This is a genomic window from Dyella japonica (assembly GCF_040545895.1).
GTDB classification, from domain to species: Bacteria; Pseudomonadota; Gammaproteobacteria; order Xanthomonadales; family Rhodanobacteraceae; genus Dyella; species Dyella japonica_D.
This window is the reverse complement of the sequence record NZ_JBEPMU010000001.1, coordinates 529,822-548,034: the sequence shown is the minus strand read 5'-3', so window position 1 is coordinate 548,034 and position 18,213 is coordinate 529,822. Positions and strand designations below refer to the sequence as shown.

The 18,213-nt window shown below is 63.4% G+C and carries 9 protein-coding genes; 5 read left to right on the top strand and 4 right to left on the bottom strand.

What is annotated here, in order from left to right; translation table 11 throughout:
* Positions 1 to 122 precede the first annotated feature (122 nt).
* The 5 genes from ABIC75_RS02275 (at position 123) to ABIC75_RS02255 (ending at position 8,565) form a co-directional block, all read left to right on the top strand.
* Entirely contained in the window at positions 123 to 2,948 is a 2,826-nt protein-coding gene (locus ABIC75_RS02275; protein ID WP_354012244.1) for a TonB-dependent receptor plug domain-containing protein, read from the top strand.
* A 272-nt stretch (positions 2,949 to 3,220) separates the two neighbouring features.
* Positions 3,221 to 3,541, top strand: a complete 321-nt coding sequence (locus ABIC75_RS02270) for a BON domain-containing protein (protein WP_354012243.1) — start codon at positions 3,221 to 3,223, stop codon at positions 3,539 to 3,541.
* 99 nt (positions 3,542 to 3,640) lie between these two features.
* Positions 3,641 to 6,001, top strand: coding sequence for a phosphoketolase family protein (locus tag ABIC75_RS02265; protein ID WP_354012242.1), 2,361 nt, complete (start codon positions 3,641 to 3,643; stop codon positions 5,999 to 6,001).
* The gene (locus ABIC75_RS02260) at positions 5,998 to 7,077 is read left to right on the top strand and encodes an acetate/propionate family kinase (RefSeq protein WP_354012241.1); all 1,080 of its coding nucleotides are present in this window, start codon (positions 5,998 to 6,000) and stop codon (positions 7,075 to 7,077) included. The genes ABIC75_RS02265 and ABIC75_RS02260 overlap by 4 nt, the downstream gene beginning before the upstream one ends.
* Before the next feature lie 90 nt (positions 7,078 to 7,167).
* Entirely contained in the window at positions 7,168 to 8,565 is a 1,398-nt protein-coding gene (locus ABIC75_RS02255) for an FAD-containing oxidoreductase (RefSeq protein ID WP_354012240.1), read from the top strand.
* Between the two features lie 25 nt (positions 8,566 to 8,590).
* Here ABIC75_RS02255 and ABIC75_RS02250 read toward each other — a convergent pair whose 3' ends face one another.
* The 4 genes from ABIC75_RS02250 to ABIC75_RS02235 all read right to left on the bottom strand — a co-directional run bounded on the left by ABIC75_RS02250 (position 8,591) and on the right by ABIC75_RS02235 (position 17,857).
* Positions 8,591 to 11,011 carry a GH92 family glycosyl hydrolase gene (locus ABIC75_RS02250; protein ID WP_354012239.1) on the bottom strand — a complete coding sequence of 807 codons (2,421 nt, stop codon included), beginning with the start codon at positions 11,009 to 11,011 and terminating at the stop codon, positions 8,591 to 8,593.
* A 58-nt stretch (positions 11,012 to 11,069) separates the two neighbouring features.
* A complete protein-coding gene (locus ABIC75_RS02245; protein ID WP_354013049.1) occupies positions 11,070 to 12,506 on the bottom strand; it encodes a glycoside hydrolase family 125 protein in 1,437 nt (478 codons plus the stop codon).
* Entirely contained in the window at positions 12,506 to 15,139 is a 2,634-nt protein-coding gene (locus tag ABIC75_RS02240; RefSeq protein WP_354012238.1) for a beta-mannosidase, read from the bottom strand. Before ABIC75_RS02240 ends, ABIC75_RS02245 begins: the two co-directional genes overlap by 1 nt.
* A gap of 111 nt (positions 15,140 to 15,250) precedes the next feature.
* Entirely contained in the window at positions 15,251 to 17,857 is a 2,607-nt protein-coding gene (locus ABIC75_RS02235) for a TonB-dependent receptor (RefSeq protein WP_436407879.1), read from the bottom strand.
* Positions 17,858 to 18,213: the final 356 nt, after the last annotated feature.

The following is an 18,213-nucleotide window of genomic DNA, read 5'->3' as shown; positions in this document are numbered from 1 at the left end:
TGCGGCATGGGGAGTTTTTGCGTCTTCATATTGCCCGCCGGGGATCACGGCGGCGAAGAAGCGTCATGGCAAGTCCGCCGCGAGGCGGCAAATTGAGCACATTCCGGGGAGAACCGTTGTTCATGAAAACCTATGTTGCAAGTGCATTTGCAGTGAGTTTGTTGGCCTTGTCGATCGGCCAGGCGCTGGCCGGTGAAGCCGATGCCGCGTCGCCGGCGCCCGTGGCGCAGTCGACGCAGGACAGCAGCGCGCCCGCGCCGGTGGCCACCGCTACCGATGAGAAGACCGCCAAGACCAAGAAGCTCGAAGCGGTGACGGTGACCGGCTCGCTGATTCCACGCGCGCAGATCGAAGGTCCGTCGCCCATCACCACCATCACCGCCAAGGACATCGACCAGCAGGGCTTTACCGATACGTTCGATGCACTGCGTTCGCTGCCGATCGCCAACGGCTCCGTGCAGGATCCGCAGTTCACCGGTGGTTACACGCCCGGCGCCAAGACCGTCAGCCTGTTCGGCCTCAATCCCAGCTTCACGCTGACCCTGCTCAACGGCAGGCCGATGGCGAGCTATCCGCTGGCGTACAACGGCAACAACAACATCACCGACATCGCCAATATCCCGGTGGGCCTGATCGACCATATCGATGTGCTGACCGGCGGCCAGTCGTCCATCTATGGTTCGGCGGCCATCGCGGGCGTGGTCAACATCGTGATGAAGGACCACATCGACGGTACGCACGTCAGCTTCCGCTACGGCGACTACAGCGATGGCGGCGGCGCCAGCAAGCGACTGCAGCTGAGCTCGGGCCACACCTGGGGCGATTTCGAATTGAGCGGCGGCCTGCAGCTGTCGAAGGAAGACCCGATCTGGGCCTACCAGCGCAGCTACATCGACTCCTACAACGATGACCCGACCGGCAAGCCCGGCGTGCCCTCACGCACCTTCCTGCGCCTGGCCGAAGGCGACAACCCGCATTACGTCGATCCGGGTGCGGCCACCTGCGCACCGCTGAGCTATCTGTACAACGGCACCACCGCGTACAGCTATCGCGCCGGCTCCAACCTGGGCTACTACTGCGGCAGCCCGAACAACGTGAGCTACGCCACGCTGGCCAACAAGAGCACCGACGCCAACGGCTCGCTGTTCGCGCGCTACCACCTCAACGACAGCACCGAGCTGTATGCGGATATGCTGTACAGCTACAGCAACCCGACCTACAACGGCGGCAGTCCGTTCTGGAACAACACGTTCTACAACCAGACCAGCGGCCAGTACGAGGAATGGCAGCGCATCTTCGCGCCCGAAGAAGTGGGTTCGGATGCGCAGGACCAGCACGTGTTCACGCGCACCTACAACGTGAGCCTCGGCGTGCGCGGCAGCATCGGCAATTCGAGCTGGAACTACGACGGCTACTACAACCGTTCGCAGTCCAATGTGACGCGCAAGTCCACCGACTTCCTCGCCGCCAACGGCATCGACGATTACTACCTCGGGCCGCAGCTGGGTACCGATCCGAATGGCTACGCTATTTTCGCGCCGAATTTGGATCGATTGTATCAACCGCTGACGCGTGCCCAGTACGACCAGTTCACCGCGCCCAACATCTCCCACTCGATGGCCTGGACGCAGAACGAGACCCTCACCGCCAACACCACCTCGCTGTTCTCGCTGCCTGCGGGCGACGTGGGTTTCGCTGCCATCGTGCAGAACAGCAACGAGCGTTTCGACAATAGCTCGGCCAGTCCGGCCGCCGCCGAAGGCTACTATCGTGGCGTGACCGGCAGCACCACCGCAGCGGGCAAGCGCAGCCAGTACGCCTTCGGTGGCGAGATGCGCATACCGCTGCTGGAGACGCTGGTCGCCAACGTGTCCTCGCGCTATGACAAATACAGCTATGCGGGTACCGGCAACGGCAAGGCTACCTACAAGCTCGGCCTGGAATACCGTCCGATCGACACATTGCTGTTGCGCGGCAGCTACGCCACCGCGTTCCGCGCGCCGGACATGTTCTACCTGTTCTCCTCGCATAGCAGCGGTTATTCGCAGTCGACCGACTACTACAAGTGTCGCCAGGAAGGTTACAACTCGCAGACCTACGACAACTGCGCACAGTCGGGCACGTCGATGCTGGCGGTGTCTTCGGGTAACACCAACCTCAAGGACATCACCGCCAAGTCGTTCACCTATGGCTTCGTCTGGTCCACGGCGGACAACAACCTGAGCTGGTCGGTGGACTACAACGCCATTCGCATCTCCAATGAAGTGGTGACGCTGAGCAGCGACGAAATCCTGCAGCAGGAAGCGAACTGCCGCCTCGGCACGTCCGAGAACGGCGAGCAGGCGTTCGACATCAACTCGCCGACCTGTCGCGAAGTGCTGGGCGAAGTGAAGCGCCTGCCGTCCACCGATCCGGTGAATCCCGGCGGCATATCGGAAGTGGATACCTACCCGATCAACGTGGCCACGGAATACCAGACCGGCATCCAGTCCAGCTTGAACTATCACCTCAAGACCTCGTCGATCGGCAGCTTCCTGTTTAGCCTGGACTACTACGACGAACTCAAGCACACCTATCAGGAAAAGGCCGGCGATCCGGTGACCAACTACCTGTGCTGCGCCAACTCCAATGAGTTCAAGAGCAGGGTCAGCGGTACGGCCACCTGGAACATCGGCAAGTGGAGCAGCACGCTGTTCGGCATCCGCAACGGCAGTTCCTGGAACTCCATCGGCACCGCCAAGGACATTGGTCCGTGGATCACCTTCAACGGCAGCGTGAACTACAAGGTCCTGCCGAGCACGACGATCTCGCTGGTGGTCAACAACATCGCCAACAAGCGTCCGCCCACGGACACGACCAACGGCAGCTGGCCGTACTACGACGTGACCCTGTACAACGCATTGGGTCGCTCGGTGTATTTCGAAGTGGGCTACGACTTCGGCAAGTAATCAAGCGTATCGAGTAAGAAGAAAACCCCGGCCTGTGCCGGGGTTTTTTCTTGCCCACGCACCGTGGTTCAGCCGCGTGCGGCACGTTCCGCAAAAGATGATGGAGTCGTGAAAGGCCTCGGCGCCGATCGCATGGAATGCCGCCGCGTGCCGGCATGACACGGCGATTCGTCCGCGCGACGACGATGGCGAAACCACCGATTGCACGTTCGGTTCACGGGCAACATTTGCTAATAGCAGGGCGGCAGTTTTCCACGCGACGGAGCAAGCATATGAACAGGCGTGCGTTGGGCTGCCTGGCGGCGCTGATCACCGGCCAGGCCATGGCGTTACAGGCAATCGAACCTCCCCAGCCCGTGTCACAGGTCCACTCATCCGCCGATGCCCAACTGCAGGCCGCGGTGCGCAAGGCCATCGAGAACGATGCCTCGCTGTCCGATGCGGGCCACCATGTCACCGTGATCGTGGTGGACAGCGCGGTCGTGTTGCGGGGCGTAGCCAAAGACGACAAGGAAAAGCTGCGCATCGAAACGGTGGCCCGGCAAGCGGGTGGCGTCAAGGAAGTGACCAACGAGCTCGACGTGAAGCCGTGACGCAACCAACGCGCCGCGCGACGGCGGCGTGATGACGGCGCCTGCACGCATCGGCAGGCAGGATCGGGCGATCACGTCCCGATCATAAGGATGCGCGCCATGCCGTCACTCGATCCGGTCCTGAGGGACAGGATGCACCGCTACTGGAACGCGGCGAATTACCTCACCGTCGGGCAGATCTACCTGCGGGACAATCCGCTGCTCGAAGAACCGCTGACGCTGGATCACGTCAAGCAGCGTTTGCTTGGCCATTGGGGCACCACGTCCGGGCTCAACTTCATCTACGTGCATCTCAATCGCGTCATCCGGCAGCAGGGCCTGAACATGATCTATGTGATCGGTCCGGGGCACGGCGGCCCGGGACTCGTCGCGAACAGTTATCTGGAAGGCTCGTATACCGAGATCTACCCGCACGTCGGTCGCGATCGCGAAGGCATGCGCCAGTTGTTCCGGCAGTTTTCCTGGCCGTACGGCGTGCCCAGCCATGTGGCGCCCGAGACGCCGGGCTCGATCCACGAAGGCGGCGAACTGGGTTATTCGCTGTCGCACGCGTACGGCGCAGCGTTCGACAATCCCGACCTCATCGTCACCTGCATCGTCGGCGATGGCGAAGCGGAGACCGGCCCGCTCGCTACCAGCTGGCACTCGAACAAGTTCCTGAACCCCGCGCGCGACGGTGCCGTGCTGCCCATCCTGCATCTGAATGGCTACAAGATCGCCAATCCGACGGTGCTCGCGCGCATCGGCGATCGTGAACTGAAGTATCTGCTGCAGGGCTATGGGCACGAGCCCGTGTTCGTGGAGGGCAGCGATCCGGCCGACATGCATGTGGCATTCGCCGCGGCGCTCGATATCTGTCTCGCACGCATCCGGCGCATCCAGCGCCGGGCGCGCAGCGCGGACGCTGGTGCGGCAAAGCGGCCGCGCTGGCCGATGATCGTGCTGCGTTCGCCCAAGGGATGGACCGGGCCTGCCTTCGTCGATGGCGTGCCGGTGGAGGGGACGTGGCGTGCGCATCAGGTGCCGCTCTCCGACATGGCCAAGCCTGGTCATCTGGAAATACTCGAACGCTGGATGCGCAGCTACAAACCGCAGGAGTTGTTCGATGGCAACGGCACGCTGATCGAAGAGCTAAGCCAGTTGCCGCCCACGGGCCAGCGGCGCATGAGCGCGAACCCGCACGCGAACGGTGGCAGCCTGCTCAAGCCGCTGCGCATGCCGGACTTCCGCGTGCATGCGTTGAACGTCGAGCAGCCTGGCGCACTCAAGGCGGAGGCTACGCGCAATCTCGGTCGTTGGCTGCGCGACGTGATGGCGTTCAATCGCGAGGACGCCAACTTCCGCCTGTTCGGGCCGGACGAAACCGCGTCCAATCGACTGGAGGCGGTGTACGAGGTGTCGCCCAAGGCATGGATGGCCGAGACAGTCGATACCGACATGAATCTCGCACCCGATGGCCGCGTCATGGAAATGCTCAGCGAGCATCAATGCCAGGGCTGGCTGGAAGGCTACCTGCTCACGGGAAGGCATGGCTTGTTCAACTGCTACGAGGCCTTCATCCACATCGTCGACTCGATGTTCAACCAGCATGCGAAGTGGTTGAAGGTGACGCGCACCATGTCATGGCGTCCGCCCATCGCCTCGCTCAACTATCTGCTCAGCTCGCACGTGTGGCACCAGGACCACAACGGCTTCTCGCACCAGGACCCGGGCTTCATCGATCACGTGGCGAACAAGAAGGCGGAGATCGTGCGCATCTATCTGCCACCCGACGCCAACTGCCTGCTTTCCGTGGCCGACCACTGCCTGCGCAGCCGCCAGTACGTCAACCTGATCATCTCCGGCAAACAGCCCGACTGGCAGTGGCTGGATATCGAAGCGGCGATTGCGCATTGCACGGCCGGTGCCGGTATCTGGCATTGGGCGGGCCACGGCGATGACGATCCCGATGTGGTGATGGCCTGTGCCGGCGATGCGCCCACGGTGGAAACGCTGGCGGCCGTCACGCTGTTGCGCAAGGCCATTCCCGATTTGCGCATCCGCGTGGTGAACGTGGTCGACCTGCTGACGCTGCAAACGTCGGACGAGCATCCGCATGGCATGGATCACGACGAATTCGATCGCCTGTTCACGCGCGACCGTCCGGTCATCTTCGCCTTCCATGGCTACCCCGGCATCATCCACAAGCTCACCTATCGCCGTCATAACCACGACAACATCCACGTGCGCGGTTACAAGGAAGAGGGCACCACCACCACGCCGTTCGACATGATGGTGCTCAACAACCTCGACCGCTTCCAATTGGCGCTGGACGTGGTCAACCGTGTGCCGAAACTCGCGCACCTGCGTGCCGAAGCGTCGCAGCGCTATTGGAGCGACATCGAGCGCCATCGCCTTTACGTGAGCGAGCATGGCATCGATCTGCCGGACGTGCGCGACTGGCAATGGCAGTCCGCATGAATGTGTTGACCCTGAATGTCGGCTCCTCGTCGCTCAAATTCGGTATCTATCGGGTGGAATCCAGCGAGCCGCGAGCGGTCGCCGAAGGTGAGATCGAGGTACGCGGTGAGCACTGGCAGTTGCGTTATGGCGAGAACGCCGGCGCGGCGAGTCATGAGCTGTCGGGCGACAGCGACGACGCCGCGCGCGCCGTGTTGCAGAAGCTTGCCGCGGATACACCCATCGACGCCGTGGCCCATCGCATCGTGCATGGTGGCCCGTGGCTGCGCGAGCACTGCCTGATCGACGAGGGCGTGACCAAGAAGATCGAGGCGGCGGCAAGCTTCGCGCCGCTGCATGTGCCCGCGGCGCTCGATTGGATCCGGCATGCCACCAAGGCCTTGCCGCACGCGCGCCAGGTCGCGTGTTTCGACACGGCGTTCCATCGGCATCTGCCGGACATGGCCCGTGTCCTGCCGTTGCCGCACGAGCTGCTGGCCAAGGGCGTGCAGCGTTATGGATTCCATGGGCTCTCGAGCGAGTCCATTCTTGGGCAGATGGCGGATGTCCCATCGCGATTGGTGATCGCCCACCTTGGCAGCGGCGCCAGCCTCACGGCCGTGCGTGACGGCCAATCCGTCGATACCAGCATGGGCATGACGCCGACGGGCGGCATCATCATGGGAACGCGTCCGGGCGATCTCGATCCCGGCGTGATGCTGTTTCTTCTGCGCGAAGGGCATGCGGATGCACGCGCGCTGGAGGATCTGCTGGAGCACCGCTCGGGTCTGCGCGGCATCTCGGGTGTGAGCGCGGATGTGCGTGAGTTGGCGCGTGCGACGGAGAACCCCCTGGCCGCATTGGCTTTGGAACAGTTCGCCCTGTCGGTGGCCAGGCAGGTCGCCGGGATGGCCGTGGTGCTGGGCGGCGTGGACCTGCTGGTGTTCACTGGTGGCATCGGAGAGCACGACGCGGCCACCCGAGATCGCGTCACCGCGCTTCTCGCGCCCTGTTTTCAAGGACTGCAAAGCCGGGTACTGCCTTCGCAGGAAAACCGGGTCATGGCAATCCACGCCGCGCGCCTGGCAACGCCATAAGCCAGTGCGGCGCCGGTGCCTGACGCATTGACGCTTCCTTACGCGTCGCGGTGTCACGCTTGCGTTTTCCGAACAGCGTGAGCAGCCATCATGACCCAGCGATTCGATGCCATCGTGGTTGGAGCGGGGCAGGCGGGTCCTTCCTTGGCACAGCGCTTGAGCGCCGCCGGCCGCAAGGTGGCCCTGATCGAGCGGAAGTTGATGGGCGGCACCTGCGTCAACACGGGCTGCATTCCCACCAAGGCCATGGTGGCGAGTGCGTACGTGGCGCACACCGGTCGCCGTGCTGCGGAGTATGGCGTGGGTACGGGCGATATCACCGTGGACATGGCGCAGGTGTGGAAGCGCACGCGCGGCATTTCCGAGCGCTCGCGCAGCAGCGTGGAAAACTGGGTGGCCGGCATGCCCAACGTCACCCTCCTGCGCGGGCATGCGCGATTTGAATCGCCGCGGACCATGCGCGTGGGCGATGAGTTGATTGAGGCGGACCAGATCTTCATCAACGTCGGCGGCCGCGCCGTGGAGCCGGATTTTCCCGGTGTAAAGACCGTGCCTTATCTGACCAATGTCGGTGTGATGGATCTGAAGGAGCTGCCAGACCACCTGGTGATCGTGGGCGGCAGTTACATCGGGCTGGAATTCGGGCAGATGTTTCGCCGGTTCGGCGCGAAGGTGACTATCGTTGAAAAGGGCAAGCGGCTGTTGCCGCGGGAGGATCCCGATGTATCCGAGGCCGTGGTGGACATACTGCAGCGCGAAGGCATCGAACTGCATCTCGGTGCCGAATGCATCGAGCTGCAAGGCGAGGAAGGCAGGATCTGCGTGATCGCCGAATGTGCGGAGCCGCGCATGGCGGTGCATGGTACGCATCTTCTATTGGCGGTGGGACGCCGGCCGAACACGGACGACCTGGGCCTGGACTCTGCTGGCGTGGAGATGGACGATCACGGCTACATCGTGGTGGACGACCAGTGCCGCACCAATGTCGAAGGCATCTGGGCGATGGGCGACTGCAACGGGCGCGGTGCGTTTACGCACACCTCGTACAACGACTATGAAATCGTCGCGGCCAATGTGCTGGACAACGAGCTGCGCCGCATCACCGATCGCATTCCCGCCTATGCGCTCTACATCGATCCGCCGCTGGCACGTATCGGGCTTACCGAAACCGAGGCCCTGAAGCGCGGCTACGACGTGCAGGTAGGCGTGCGGCCGATGACGCGCGTGGGGCGCGCCATCGAGCGAGGCGAGACCTTGGGTTTCATGAAGGTGATCGTGGATGCGCAGAGCGAACGCCTGCTGGGCGCCGCCATCCTCGGCGCCAGCGGCGACGAGGCCATCCATTGCCTGCTCGACGTGATGTATGCGGATGCGCCGTATCGCACCGTGACGCACGCCGTGCACATCCACCCGACCATCGCCGAACTGCTGCCCACGACGCTGCAGGACCTGCATAGCGTTGCGCCGCAGGCGTCGCCCGCCACCTAGGGCGGGCGCGCTCGATGGCGAACGGTCAGGCCTGTTCGCTGGCTGGCTTGCCGAAGCTGGGCGGACGATCGGCCAGGGCCGAGCCGAACGCCGGGTTGGGCTTGTCGCTCATCTGGAAAAGCAACGTGCCGCCGGCGGTCAGCTCGGCGTGACTGATCCAGCTCTTGCTCCACGGCTTGCCGTTCCAGCTCACCGACTGGATGTACGGACGGCCCTTGCCGTTGCCCTGCGTCTGCACCACCAGTCGCTTGCCGCCGGCGAGTTGCACTTCCGCGCGCTCCAGCAGCGGGCTGCCAAACACGTAATGCGTGCTCACCGGATCGACCGCGTACAGGCCCAGCGCGCTCATCACGTACCACGCACTCATCTGGCCGCAATCCTCGTTGCCGGGCAGGCCATCGGGCTCGGGCAGGTACATGGTTTCCAGCAGCATGCGCACGCGCGCCTGCGTCTTGTGGTGCGCGCCGGTATACGCATAGAGGTAGGGCATGTGATGACCCGGCTCGTTGCCGAAGGCGAACTGGCCGACCATGCCGGCGATATCCGGCGGCGCATCGGCCGGCAGTTCGGAGTCGGTGGTGAACAGCTCGTCCAGCTTCTTCTCGAAGGTGTTCGCGCCACCGAACATCGTCATGTACGAGTACACGTCGTGCTGGTTGAGGAAGGTGGCCTGCCACGCATTCGATTCGGTGAAGTCGCGCCACTTCTTGGAATGGCCGATGGCGCGCGGATCGAACGGCTCCAGCCATTTTCCATCGCTGCCGCGCGGCCGCACGAAGTTCACCGACTTGTCGAACACGTTGCGGTAGTTCTGCGAGCGCGCCTTGAGTGCGACGGCATCGTCGTGATGGCCGAGCTTCTCGGCGTAGTGCGCCATCACCCAGTCGTCATACGCGTATTCCAGCGTCTTGCTCACCGCCTCGTTTTCGACGTCGCTGGGGATGTAGCCGCGCTTGCGGTATTCGGGCAAGCCGAAGTAATCGTCTTCCATCGCTCGCTTGCGGAACACCGGCCACGCGGCGGCGTAGTCGATGCCGGTGAAGCCCTTGGCTTGCGCTTCGGCAATCACCACGGCCGAGTGATAGCCGATCATGCACACCGTTTCGATGCCTTGCAGCGGCCACACCGGCGGACCGGCCGGGCTCTCCTGCGCCATGCGCACCAGGCCGTTGACGAGGTCGGGCACGCGCTCGGGCTGATACAGCGTGAACAACGGGTGCTCGGCGCGGTAGGTATCCCACAGCGAATACGTGCTGTAGTTGTGCTGGCCCTTGGGCAGCTGGTGCACCTTCATGTCCATGCCGCGATAGCGGCCGTCCGTGTCGCTGAACAGCGTGGGCGCGAGCATGGTGTGATAGAGCGCGCTGTAGAACGTGCGCATGATGGCATCGTCGGATGACTCGATGCGGATCTTGCCAAGCTCGCGTTCCCACGCGGCTTCGGCCGCCGCCTGCACGCCATCGAAATCCCATGCGGGAATCTCGGTCATCAGGTTGCGCAGCGCGCCTTCGATGTCCACGCCGGAAATGCCGACCTTCACCAGCAGCGGTGCGTCGTCGAGCTTGTCGTAGAACAGGGCGGCCTTGAGGTTGATGCCCTTGGCCTGCGTGCTGCCGTCGGCCAGCGCCTTGTCGTCGGCATACAGCGTGCCCTGCTTGAACGGGCGCGACACCTTGAGCGCGAAATAGATGTGACGTCCATCCGCCCATTGATGCGCGCGACGCGAGCCCACCAGCGTGTCATTGCCTACCAGTTTCAGTTCGGCGTCGGTAACGCGGGCCGGCTTCTTCGGATCGTCGTGGAAGCCGTGGGCGAAGTCGACCAGCAGATGAGCCTCGCCGCTTTGCTGGAAGGTGTAGCGATGGATGCCGGCGCGATCCGTCGCCGTCAGTTCCGCGAGCACATGGCTGTCGGTCAGCTGCACGCGGTAATAGCCGGGGCGCGCCTGTTCGCCTGTGTAATGCGAGCGATAGCCCTTGATGCCCGTCTTGTAGCCTTTGGGCTTGGGGCCGCTGCCGGCGTGCACGCCGTCGTAGCGCGAGGTGTAGTTGACGCCGTCATAGTCGCGGTCGCCCGGCTGCAGCAATACCGGTCCCATGGCGGGAACGACCAGCACGTCCAGCATGTCTGCGGCGCCGGTGCCTGACAGGTGCGTGTGCGAGAAGCCCATGATCGAGCCGTCGGCCTGGTGATAGCCCGAGCTGCCGTCCCATTGGGAGTCGTTGGTGTCGGGGCCGAGCTGCATCATGCCGAACGGCATGGTCGGCCCGGGAAACGTGTGGCCGTGACCGCCGGTGCCCACGAACACGTCGACGTGACGCGACACGCCTTCGGCAAGCGCCTTCTTCTTGCCCGCAGCGGCCGGGAACGCCGGCAGCGCGCTCGCGCTGCTACCCAGAACAGTGAAGGCGGCCATGCCTTGAAGAAAGCGGCGACGCGTAACCATGATCTGACTCCTCGAAAGCAAACGTGGGCGGCGATATCAACGGAATGGAAAACGACGACTAAGCCTTGCGCAAAATGCCTGGATGGCTGCCGGCGAGCTTCACCACCAGTTCGCCGAACAAGGTGTTGGCCCAGGCGAACCACGAGCGCGTGAATTTGGCGGGATCGTCCTGATCGAAGCTCTCGTGCATGAAGCCTGTACCTGCATGCGTGGACTTGAGCCAGGCAACGCACTGCGCAATTTCCGCCGTGTCGTTGCTGGTGAACGCGCGCATCATGATCGACATCGGCCAGATCATGCGCAGCCCTTCGTGCGGCCCGCCGATGCCTTCCGCCGCGCGCCCCTGGAAGAAATAGGGATTGCGCCTGCTCCACGCCTGCGAACGCGTGCGCTGGTAGCGCGCATCGTCCTGCGCGCAAATACCGAGATAGGGCAGCGACAGCAGGCTGGGTACGTTGGCGTCGTCCATGAACAACTGGTTGCCGTAGCCGTCGACTTCATACGCCCAGTAATCGCCACGGTCGCCATGGATGACGCCGTGCGCCTCTGCAGCGGCCTGGATTTCATCGGCCAGCGCAATGCAGTCATCCGCCGTGCCGCCGTCGTGCTTGATGGCGCGCAACATCTCGGCCAACTGGCGCAGGCTCACGACGGCAAACAGGTTGCCCGGGATATTGAACGGATAGACCGTGGCATCGTCCGACGGACGGAACATCGCGTGGATCATGCCCACGGCCTTTGTGGGATTGCCGTAGCCCTGCAGGAACTGCGATTCCGTGGGATTGGGCGAGGTGCGCTGGAAGTGATACGGCCCCGCGCCGTCCTTGCGCTGCTGCTCGCGGAACGTTTTGAGCACGACGCGCATGGCGGCGTGCCAGTCGTCGTCGAAGGGCGTGGTGTCGCCGGTGGCCTGCCAATAGCCGTGGGCCAGGCGGATGGGATAGCACAGCGAGTCGATTTCCCATTTGCGCTCGGCGACGCCCGGCTTCATGTCGGTGATGTCGTGCTGCGCCCAGTCCAGGTTCGATGTTGCCGTGGGGTCGGGCATGAATGCATTGGCATACGGGTCGATGCTGATGCATAGCGCATGGCGATGGATCAGCCCGCGGAACAGTTGCTGCAGTGCCTTGTCCTGTCGCGCCAGTGGCACGTACGGCCATACCTGGGCGGAAGAGTCGCGCATCCACATGGCGTCGATATCGCCGGTGACCACGAAGGTATCGGGCTTGCCGCGCAGCGTGCCCACCTCGACGGTGGTGTCCAGCGTATTGGGAAAGCAGTTCTCGAACATCCACGCCAGCTCGGGATCTCCGATGCGCGCCTTGGTCTGCGCGAGCAGCTTCTCGACGGCGGGACTGGTGAACTTGCGTTTGGCGAGCGGAGGGCGCTGGCTGACGAAGGCTGCCTTGCCTGCTGCCCCGAACGAAACGTCCGAGAGCAGCGTGGCGGCGGGCGCCAGCGCCATCCATTTCAGCAGGTGGCGGCGGGTGGTCATCATTTCTTCGTCTCCGGCTGCACCGCATCGACCAGCGAGGTGAGCTTCAGTGCGCTCTTGAGCGCGGGCAGGTCGGCGTTGCTACGCACCGTGATGTCCACGTGTTCGCCCGGAAACAGGTCGAAAGCATTGTTGGAGAGTTCGGCATCGAGCTTGCCGAGGTCGATCCACACGCCGCGCGCGAGTTGCTTCGTGCTGATGCGCAGCACGGTGCCGTTCTCGCGCCAGCTTGCTTCGAGGCCCGGCTGTTTCGGCAATGCCAGCGTCTTGGCGAGGCCGAAGTAGAGCAGGTGGTGCGCTATCACTTCACCGTTTTCGATGACATCGAACGAGGCGACGCTGCGCCGCGGGTCGGCGCCATGCAGCAGCTCCGCATCGCTGAACTCGCCAGCGTCGGTGCTGCTGAGTGCGGCGGCATCGATGGACTTGCTGTGCTCGCTGAGCTGCTTGCCGGCCATGTCGTAGACGCGCGTGCGCAGCGTTGCGCTGAACGGCGCGGTGCGGTCGGAGACGAGGTGCAGCGTGGTGTGTCCGTCGCGGCGGATCGGCACCACGTCCACCGGCGCATAGAAGCGCTTGGCGTGGAACTGTAAGGCTTTCCAGCGGCCGTAGTAATCGATGCTGGACCACGACGGCCCTGGCCACACATCGTTGAGCTGCCAGTACAGCGAACCCATGCTTTGCGGGCGCGAACTGCGCAGGTGCTCGGCCGCCAGTTCGATGCCTTCGGCCTGCATCAACTGGCTGAGATAGACGAACGAGGCGAAATCCCTGGGCTCACCGTAGTTCGCACGGATGTAGAGCAGCAGGCGATCGTTGCCGTTGCCATTGGCGAACTTCTGGTGCGCGCGCATGACCGGCGAGTTCGGCGACATGTCGGCCGGCGCGGCAAAGCTCTCGATGGTGGACATCACCGGGAACGACTGCAGGCCGTACTCGGACTGGAAGCGCGGCGTGACGTCCAGGTAGTGCTCGATCGGCTCGGAGCCGGACCACACTTTCCAGTAATGGTAGTCGCCGTCATTGAGCACGTTGGCTTCGCCGTCGAAATCCGTGCTCGGCGAGCTGGCCCAGTACGGCACATCAGGATCGTTGGCCTTCACCACGTTGCGCAAGGTGTTGCCGAACAGTTCGCGCATGCCGTTGTCGATGCGCTGGCGTTCGTCGGCGCTGATGGACTTCTTGAAGTCCTCGCGATCGGGCCAGGATTCCCAGCCCGTCTGCACTTCGTTGTTGCCGCACCAGAGCACGATGCTGGGATGGTTGCGCAGGCGTCGCACCTGCTCCTCGGCCTCCACGCGCGAATTGCCGAGGAACTCATGGTCGTACGGCGTGATGGCGCCGCCGAACATGAAGTCCTGCCAGATCATGATGCCCAACTGGTCGGCCAGGTCGTAGAACGCATCGCTCTGGTAGTAACCGCCGCCCCACATGCGCAGCATGTTCATGTTGGCGTCGCGGGTGGAGGTGAGCAGCTGCTTGAGCTGTTCGGGCGTGGTGCGTTCGGGGAAGCTGTCGGTGGGAATGAGATCCGCGCCCTTGGCGAAGATCGGCACGCCGTTCACCACGAAGGCGAAGCCGCGTCCCCACTGGTCGCGGTCGCGCCGCAATTCGACGCTGCGCAGGCCGGTGTTGCGGTCGGCGCTCACCAGCGTGCTGCCGGCGCGAGTCACTTCGACATGGAAATGGTAGAGGTTCTGCGCACCGTAGCCAGCGGGCCACCAGCGTGCGGGCTTGTCGATGGCGAACGGTACGTGCAGCGTGTTGTCGCCGGCCTTGATCGTCACATCCTGCGCCGTCTGGCCGGTGCTGCCATCCGGCGCGGTCCAGTTCACGGTGACGTGGGCCGGCCCGGCCTTGCCCGCCTGAAGCGAGACATCCGCCGAGAGCTGTGCGCTGTCCGCATCCACGTGCGGTTGCGCGATGTGGAAATCGTCCAGTCGCGCATCGGTCCAGCTCTCAAGCTGCACCGGCTGCCAGATGCCCATGGTGACGAAGCGCGGGCCCCAGTCCCAGCCGTACTGGTAATTGGCCTTGCGCACGTAGTTGGAGGTCTGCTTGCCCTTGGGCTCGTCGCCGAACGACGAGTCGAATTCGCCGGGCAGGGCGTACGGCTGCATCAGCAGCCAGGGCTGCAGCTTGGCGATGGGCGAGTGCAGGCGCACGGTGAGCGTGTTGCTGCCGGCATGTAGCACGTTCTTCACCGGGATGCGCCAGCGGCGGAACATGTTGCCGGTCTTCAGCAGCGGCTTGTCGTTGACGACGATGTCGGCGAAGGTGTCCACGCCGTCGAACACGAGGTCGACGTGGTCCTGCTTCAGCGTGCCTGCATCGACGTTGAAGGAAAGCTGGTAATCCCAGTCGGCCAGGCCGATCCATTGCAGCTGCGCTTCGTTGTCGCGATAGAACGGATCACCGATGTTGCCCGTCACCAGCAGATCGGTCTGCACGCTGCCCGGTATGCGGGCGGCGGTCCAGCTCGTCTGGTCAGGGTGCTGCGCGGCCAATGCCGAGTTGGGCGCCAGGCGGAACTGCCAGCCTGTATCCAGTGGCGTGACCGTGGCGGCGCTGGTGGCACCGGCGTAGGCGAGGGCGGCCAGCAGGCCGATGGAAAGACGGGTCAGTGAGAACAAGGCTAGGCGCTCCGTATCCAGCTGAAAGGCTTGTTATCGCACAGGCGAGTGAAACGGTCATCGGCCCCCAAAAAAATCGGGCGCTACGAGAGCGCCCGGAAGTGGGGGGACTTACAACTTGAAGCCGAGATTGAGCGTGTAAGTGCGCCCATTCTTGTAGGCGTTGAGCGGTTCGGCCGGTGTGTTGTTGTAGACGTAATAAGTTTCGTCCAGCAGGTTCGTGCCATCCAGCGACACGCGCAGGTGGTCGTTGATCTGGTAGCCGATGGAGGCGTCCAGCTCGCGGAAGATGCCGGTGATCTGCGAGGACTGCAGCTGCGCGATCTGCGTGAAGTACGACGAGCGCCAGCTGTAGGTCACGCGCGCGCTCCACGGGCCGTTCTCGTAGTACGGCGTCAGGTTGAACGCGTTCTTGGAGTTGTACGGCAGCGGGAACGCATTGCTGGTGTCCGCGTCGGAGTAGGTGTAATTGGCAAGCAGGCCGAAACCGTAGGCGTAGTTGCCCTGGTAGGTCAGCGATACGCCCTTCACCTTGGCCACGCCGGCATTCACCGGAATTTCCATCGAGTAGCTCGCGTCCTGCAACGTGGTCAGGTCGAAGTGCGTCTGCTGCACGTTGGTGTTGAGGATGTAGCCGGAGATGCGGCGGTAGAAGAATTCCGCGGAAAGCAGGCTGTTCTCGCTGAAGTACCACTCGGCCGACGCATCGTAGTTGGTCGACTTGTACGGCTTGAGGTCTGTGTTGCCGCCCGAGCCGGTGAGCGTGCGGTCATCCAGCGCCACGTACGGGGTCATTTCCTGGAAGCGCGGGCGTGCAATCGTCTTGGCTGCGGCGAAGCGCAGCGTCACGTCTTCGATCGGGTCGTACGCAATGTTGAACGAGGGCAGCCAGCCGTTGTAGCTGCTGCGCTTGTCCACCGGCGTGTACTGGTTGTCGCCGATGGAGTTGTAGCCCGTCACGGTGTCGCGCGTGTGGTAATAGCGTGCGCCGAAGTTGCCGCGATAGTTGTCGCCGGCGAAATCGCCCTGCACATAGAACGCGCGGTTCTGCTCGGCGATGGCGTAGGTGGCCTTCGGGTCCATCGGTGCGCTGGTGTACAGCGACTGCACGTAGTTCTTCAACGCACCCGGGTCGATCTGCGTCCAGTTGCTCATGCTCGGCGTGGCATTGAGGCCGCTGAGGTAGCCGCCGGGCGTATTGCCGCCATCGAGGTCGGCCAGCGAGACGCCCGAGCCATCCGGCGACGGGATCAGCGCGGCATAGCCGGTCTGTCCGTTGTAATGGTTGCTTGCCTTGACGCCGAACTCGACTTCATTCAACGGACCCCAGTTCAGGTCGTGGTTGAAGTCCGCCTGGAAGTAGCGCTCCTTGTCGAAGCTGGGCGCGTAGCTGAAGCCGGCGCCATGGGCCAGCATCTGGCTCGGATCATTCGGCGAATTGAAGTTGATCTGCGGATTCTGTCCGGCCAGGTTCCAGTTGTAGCCGCCAAAGCCCTGGAACTGCACGTTGTAGATCCCCTGCGAGCCGCCCGTGGAACTGGTGTAGCCGAGCTGGCTCGATGCGTTCCAGCCGTTGCCGTGCCAATCCGCGCGCAGTTGGGCGGTGCCGGTGTTCACTTTGGAGAAGCGCTCGTAGCCGTCGAGATAGGTCGGCGCATTCGCGCCGTACGAACCGCTGGTGGCCACGCCATTGGTGAAGTTGAGCGCCGTGGCATCGGGCGCGCTGCCCGACCAGTCGCCGTAATGGCTCTGGTTGAAGTTGTTGAACTTCTCGGTGACGTACAAGCCGGTGAAGTTCAGCTCGAACGCTTCGCTCGGCTTCCACTGCAGGTCGGTGGACACGCCGTCACGCTTGCGCTCCTGCTCGAACAGCGCGGTATTGATGGCCGTGGGGTAGACGCCCGTGGTGCCCGGCGGCACGACGTTGGGCGAGAACTGGTGATTCGGGTCGGTATCGGTGGGATCGTTGGCGCGCTGGTAGCCGAAGATCTCGGTACCTTCGCGCTGGATCGTGCGATCGGAATGCATCACCGAACCCAGGACGCCGAAGGTGCTGTCGCTGTTCTTCCAGCTGTACAGCAGCGAACCCTGCGGCTCGCTCTTGTCCGCGCGGTCGTTGTACTGCTCGCTGAAGGTACCGGTGAGTGTATTGGCTTTCAGGTCGAGTGGGCGACGCGTATTGATGATGACCGTGCCGCCGATGGAGCCTTCATCGATGCGCGCCTGCGGCGTCTTGTAGACCTCGGCGGTGCCGATGATCTCGGAGGTAAGCAGGCTGTAGTCGAACGAGCGGCTGTCCGGGTTGTTCGGATCGGACGTCCAATTGGTGGAGGCCAGCGTCTGTCCGTTCAACAACAGGCGATTCAACGCGGGGTCGGTGCCGAGGATGCTGACCTTGTCGCCCTCGCCGAAGTTGCGGTCCACGCTGATGCCCGGCAAATGCGAGAGCGACTCGGCCACATTGGTGTCCGGGAACTTGCCCACGTCTTCGGCCGAGATCGCATCGACGATCGAATCGGAATTGCGCTTGAGGTCCAGCGACTTCTGCAGGCTTGCACGGATGCCGGTAACGGTGACGCCTTGCAGTTGGGTGGCCTGCTTGGGGTCCGCTTCTTTCGACGAGGTGTTGGTGGCCTGCTGCGCGGTGCCTGGTGCCTGGCTGCCGGTGTTGGCGTCCTGAGCCATGGCGGATGCGCTGGCGATCAACGCGGCGGCCATGGCTGTCCAAAGTGCGCTCTTGCGATAAATCACGCCTTTCTCCCTGCAACGACTTTCTGTTCTGTGGGCTGCGGAAGGGCGACAGGCATGAGCACATGCGCCTTCCGTCGAATTTCTCCGGACGAAACCACCCGCACTGCCTTGCGGCAGCGGTCGTGTTCGTCACGGTGATCGGGTCTTGATGCCAGCGAGGCGGAGTCGGTACATCCGTCGGGTGGGGGTGATCCGCCGCTGGATGGCAGTGCCACGGGGCGGCTGCCAATGACCGTCATTCTTGAAGTCAGCTGATAACGTTGTCAACAAGAAATTTCACTCGATCTAAAAATTCTGGGTTTTGTTTAAGCTGTTGATATAGC

Bases quoted from the DNA above. Each gene is read 5' to 3' on its own strand.
- ABIC75_RS02265 (WP_354012242.1), top strand. From the start codon at position 3,641: ATGCCGTCACTCGATCCGGTCCTGAGGGACAGGATGCACCGCTACTGG.
- ABIC75_RS02275 (WP_354012244.1), top strand. From the start codon at position 123: ATGAAAACCTATGTTGCAAGTGCATTTGCAGTGAGTTTGTTGGCCTTG.
- ABIC75_RS02235 (WP_436407879.1), bottom strand. From the start codon at position 17,857: ATGGCCGCCGCGTTGATCGCCAGCGCATCCGCCATGGCTCAGGACGCC.
- ABIC75_RS02260 (WP_354012241.1), top strand. From the start codon at position 5,998: ATGAATGTGTTGACCCTGAATGTCGGCTCCTCGTCGCTCAAATTCGGT.
- ABIC75_RS02250 (WP_354012239.1), bottom strand. From the start codon at position 11,011: ATGGTTACGCGTCGCCGCTTTCTTCAAGGCATGGCCGCCTTCACTGTT.
- ABIC75_RS02255 (WP_354012240.1), top strand. From the start codon at position 7,168: ATGACCCAGCGATTCGATGCCATCGTGGTTGGAGCGGGGCAGGCGGGT.
- ABIC75_RS02245 (WP_354013049.1), bottom strand. From the start codon at position 12,506: ATGACCACCCGCCGCCACCTGCTGAAATGGATGGCGCTGGCGCCCGCC.
- ABIC75_RS02270 (WP_354012243.1), top strand. From the start codon at position 3,221: ATGAACAGGCGTGCGTTGGGCTGCCTGGCGGCGCTGATCACCGGCCAG.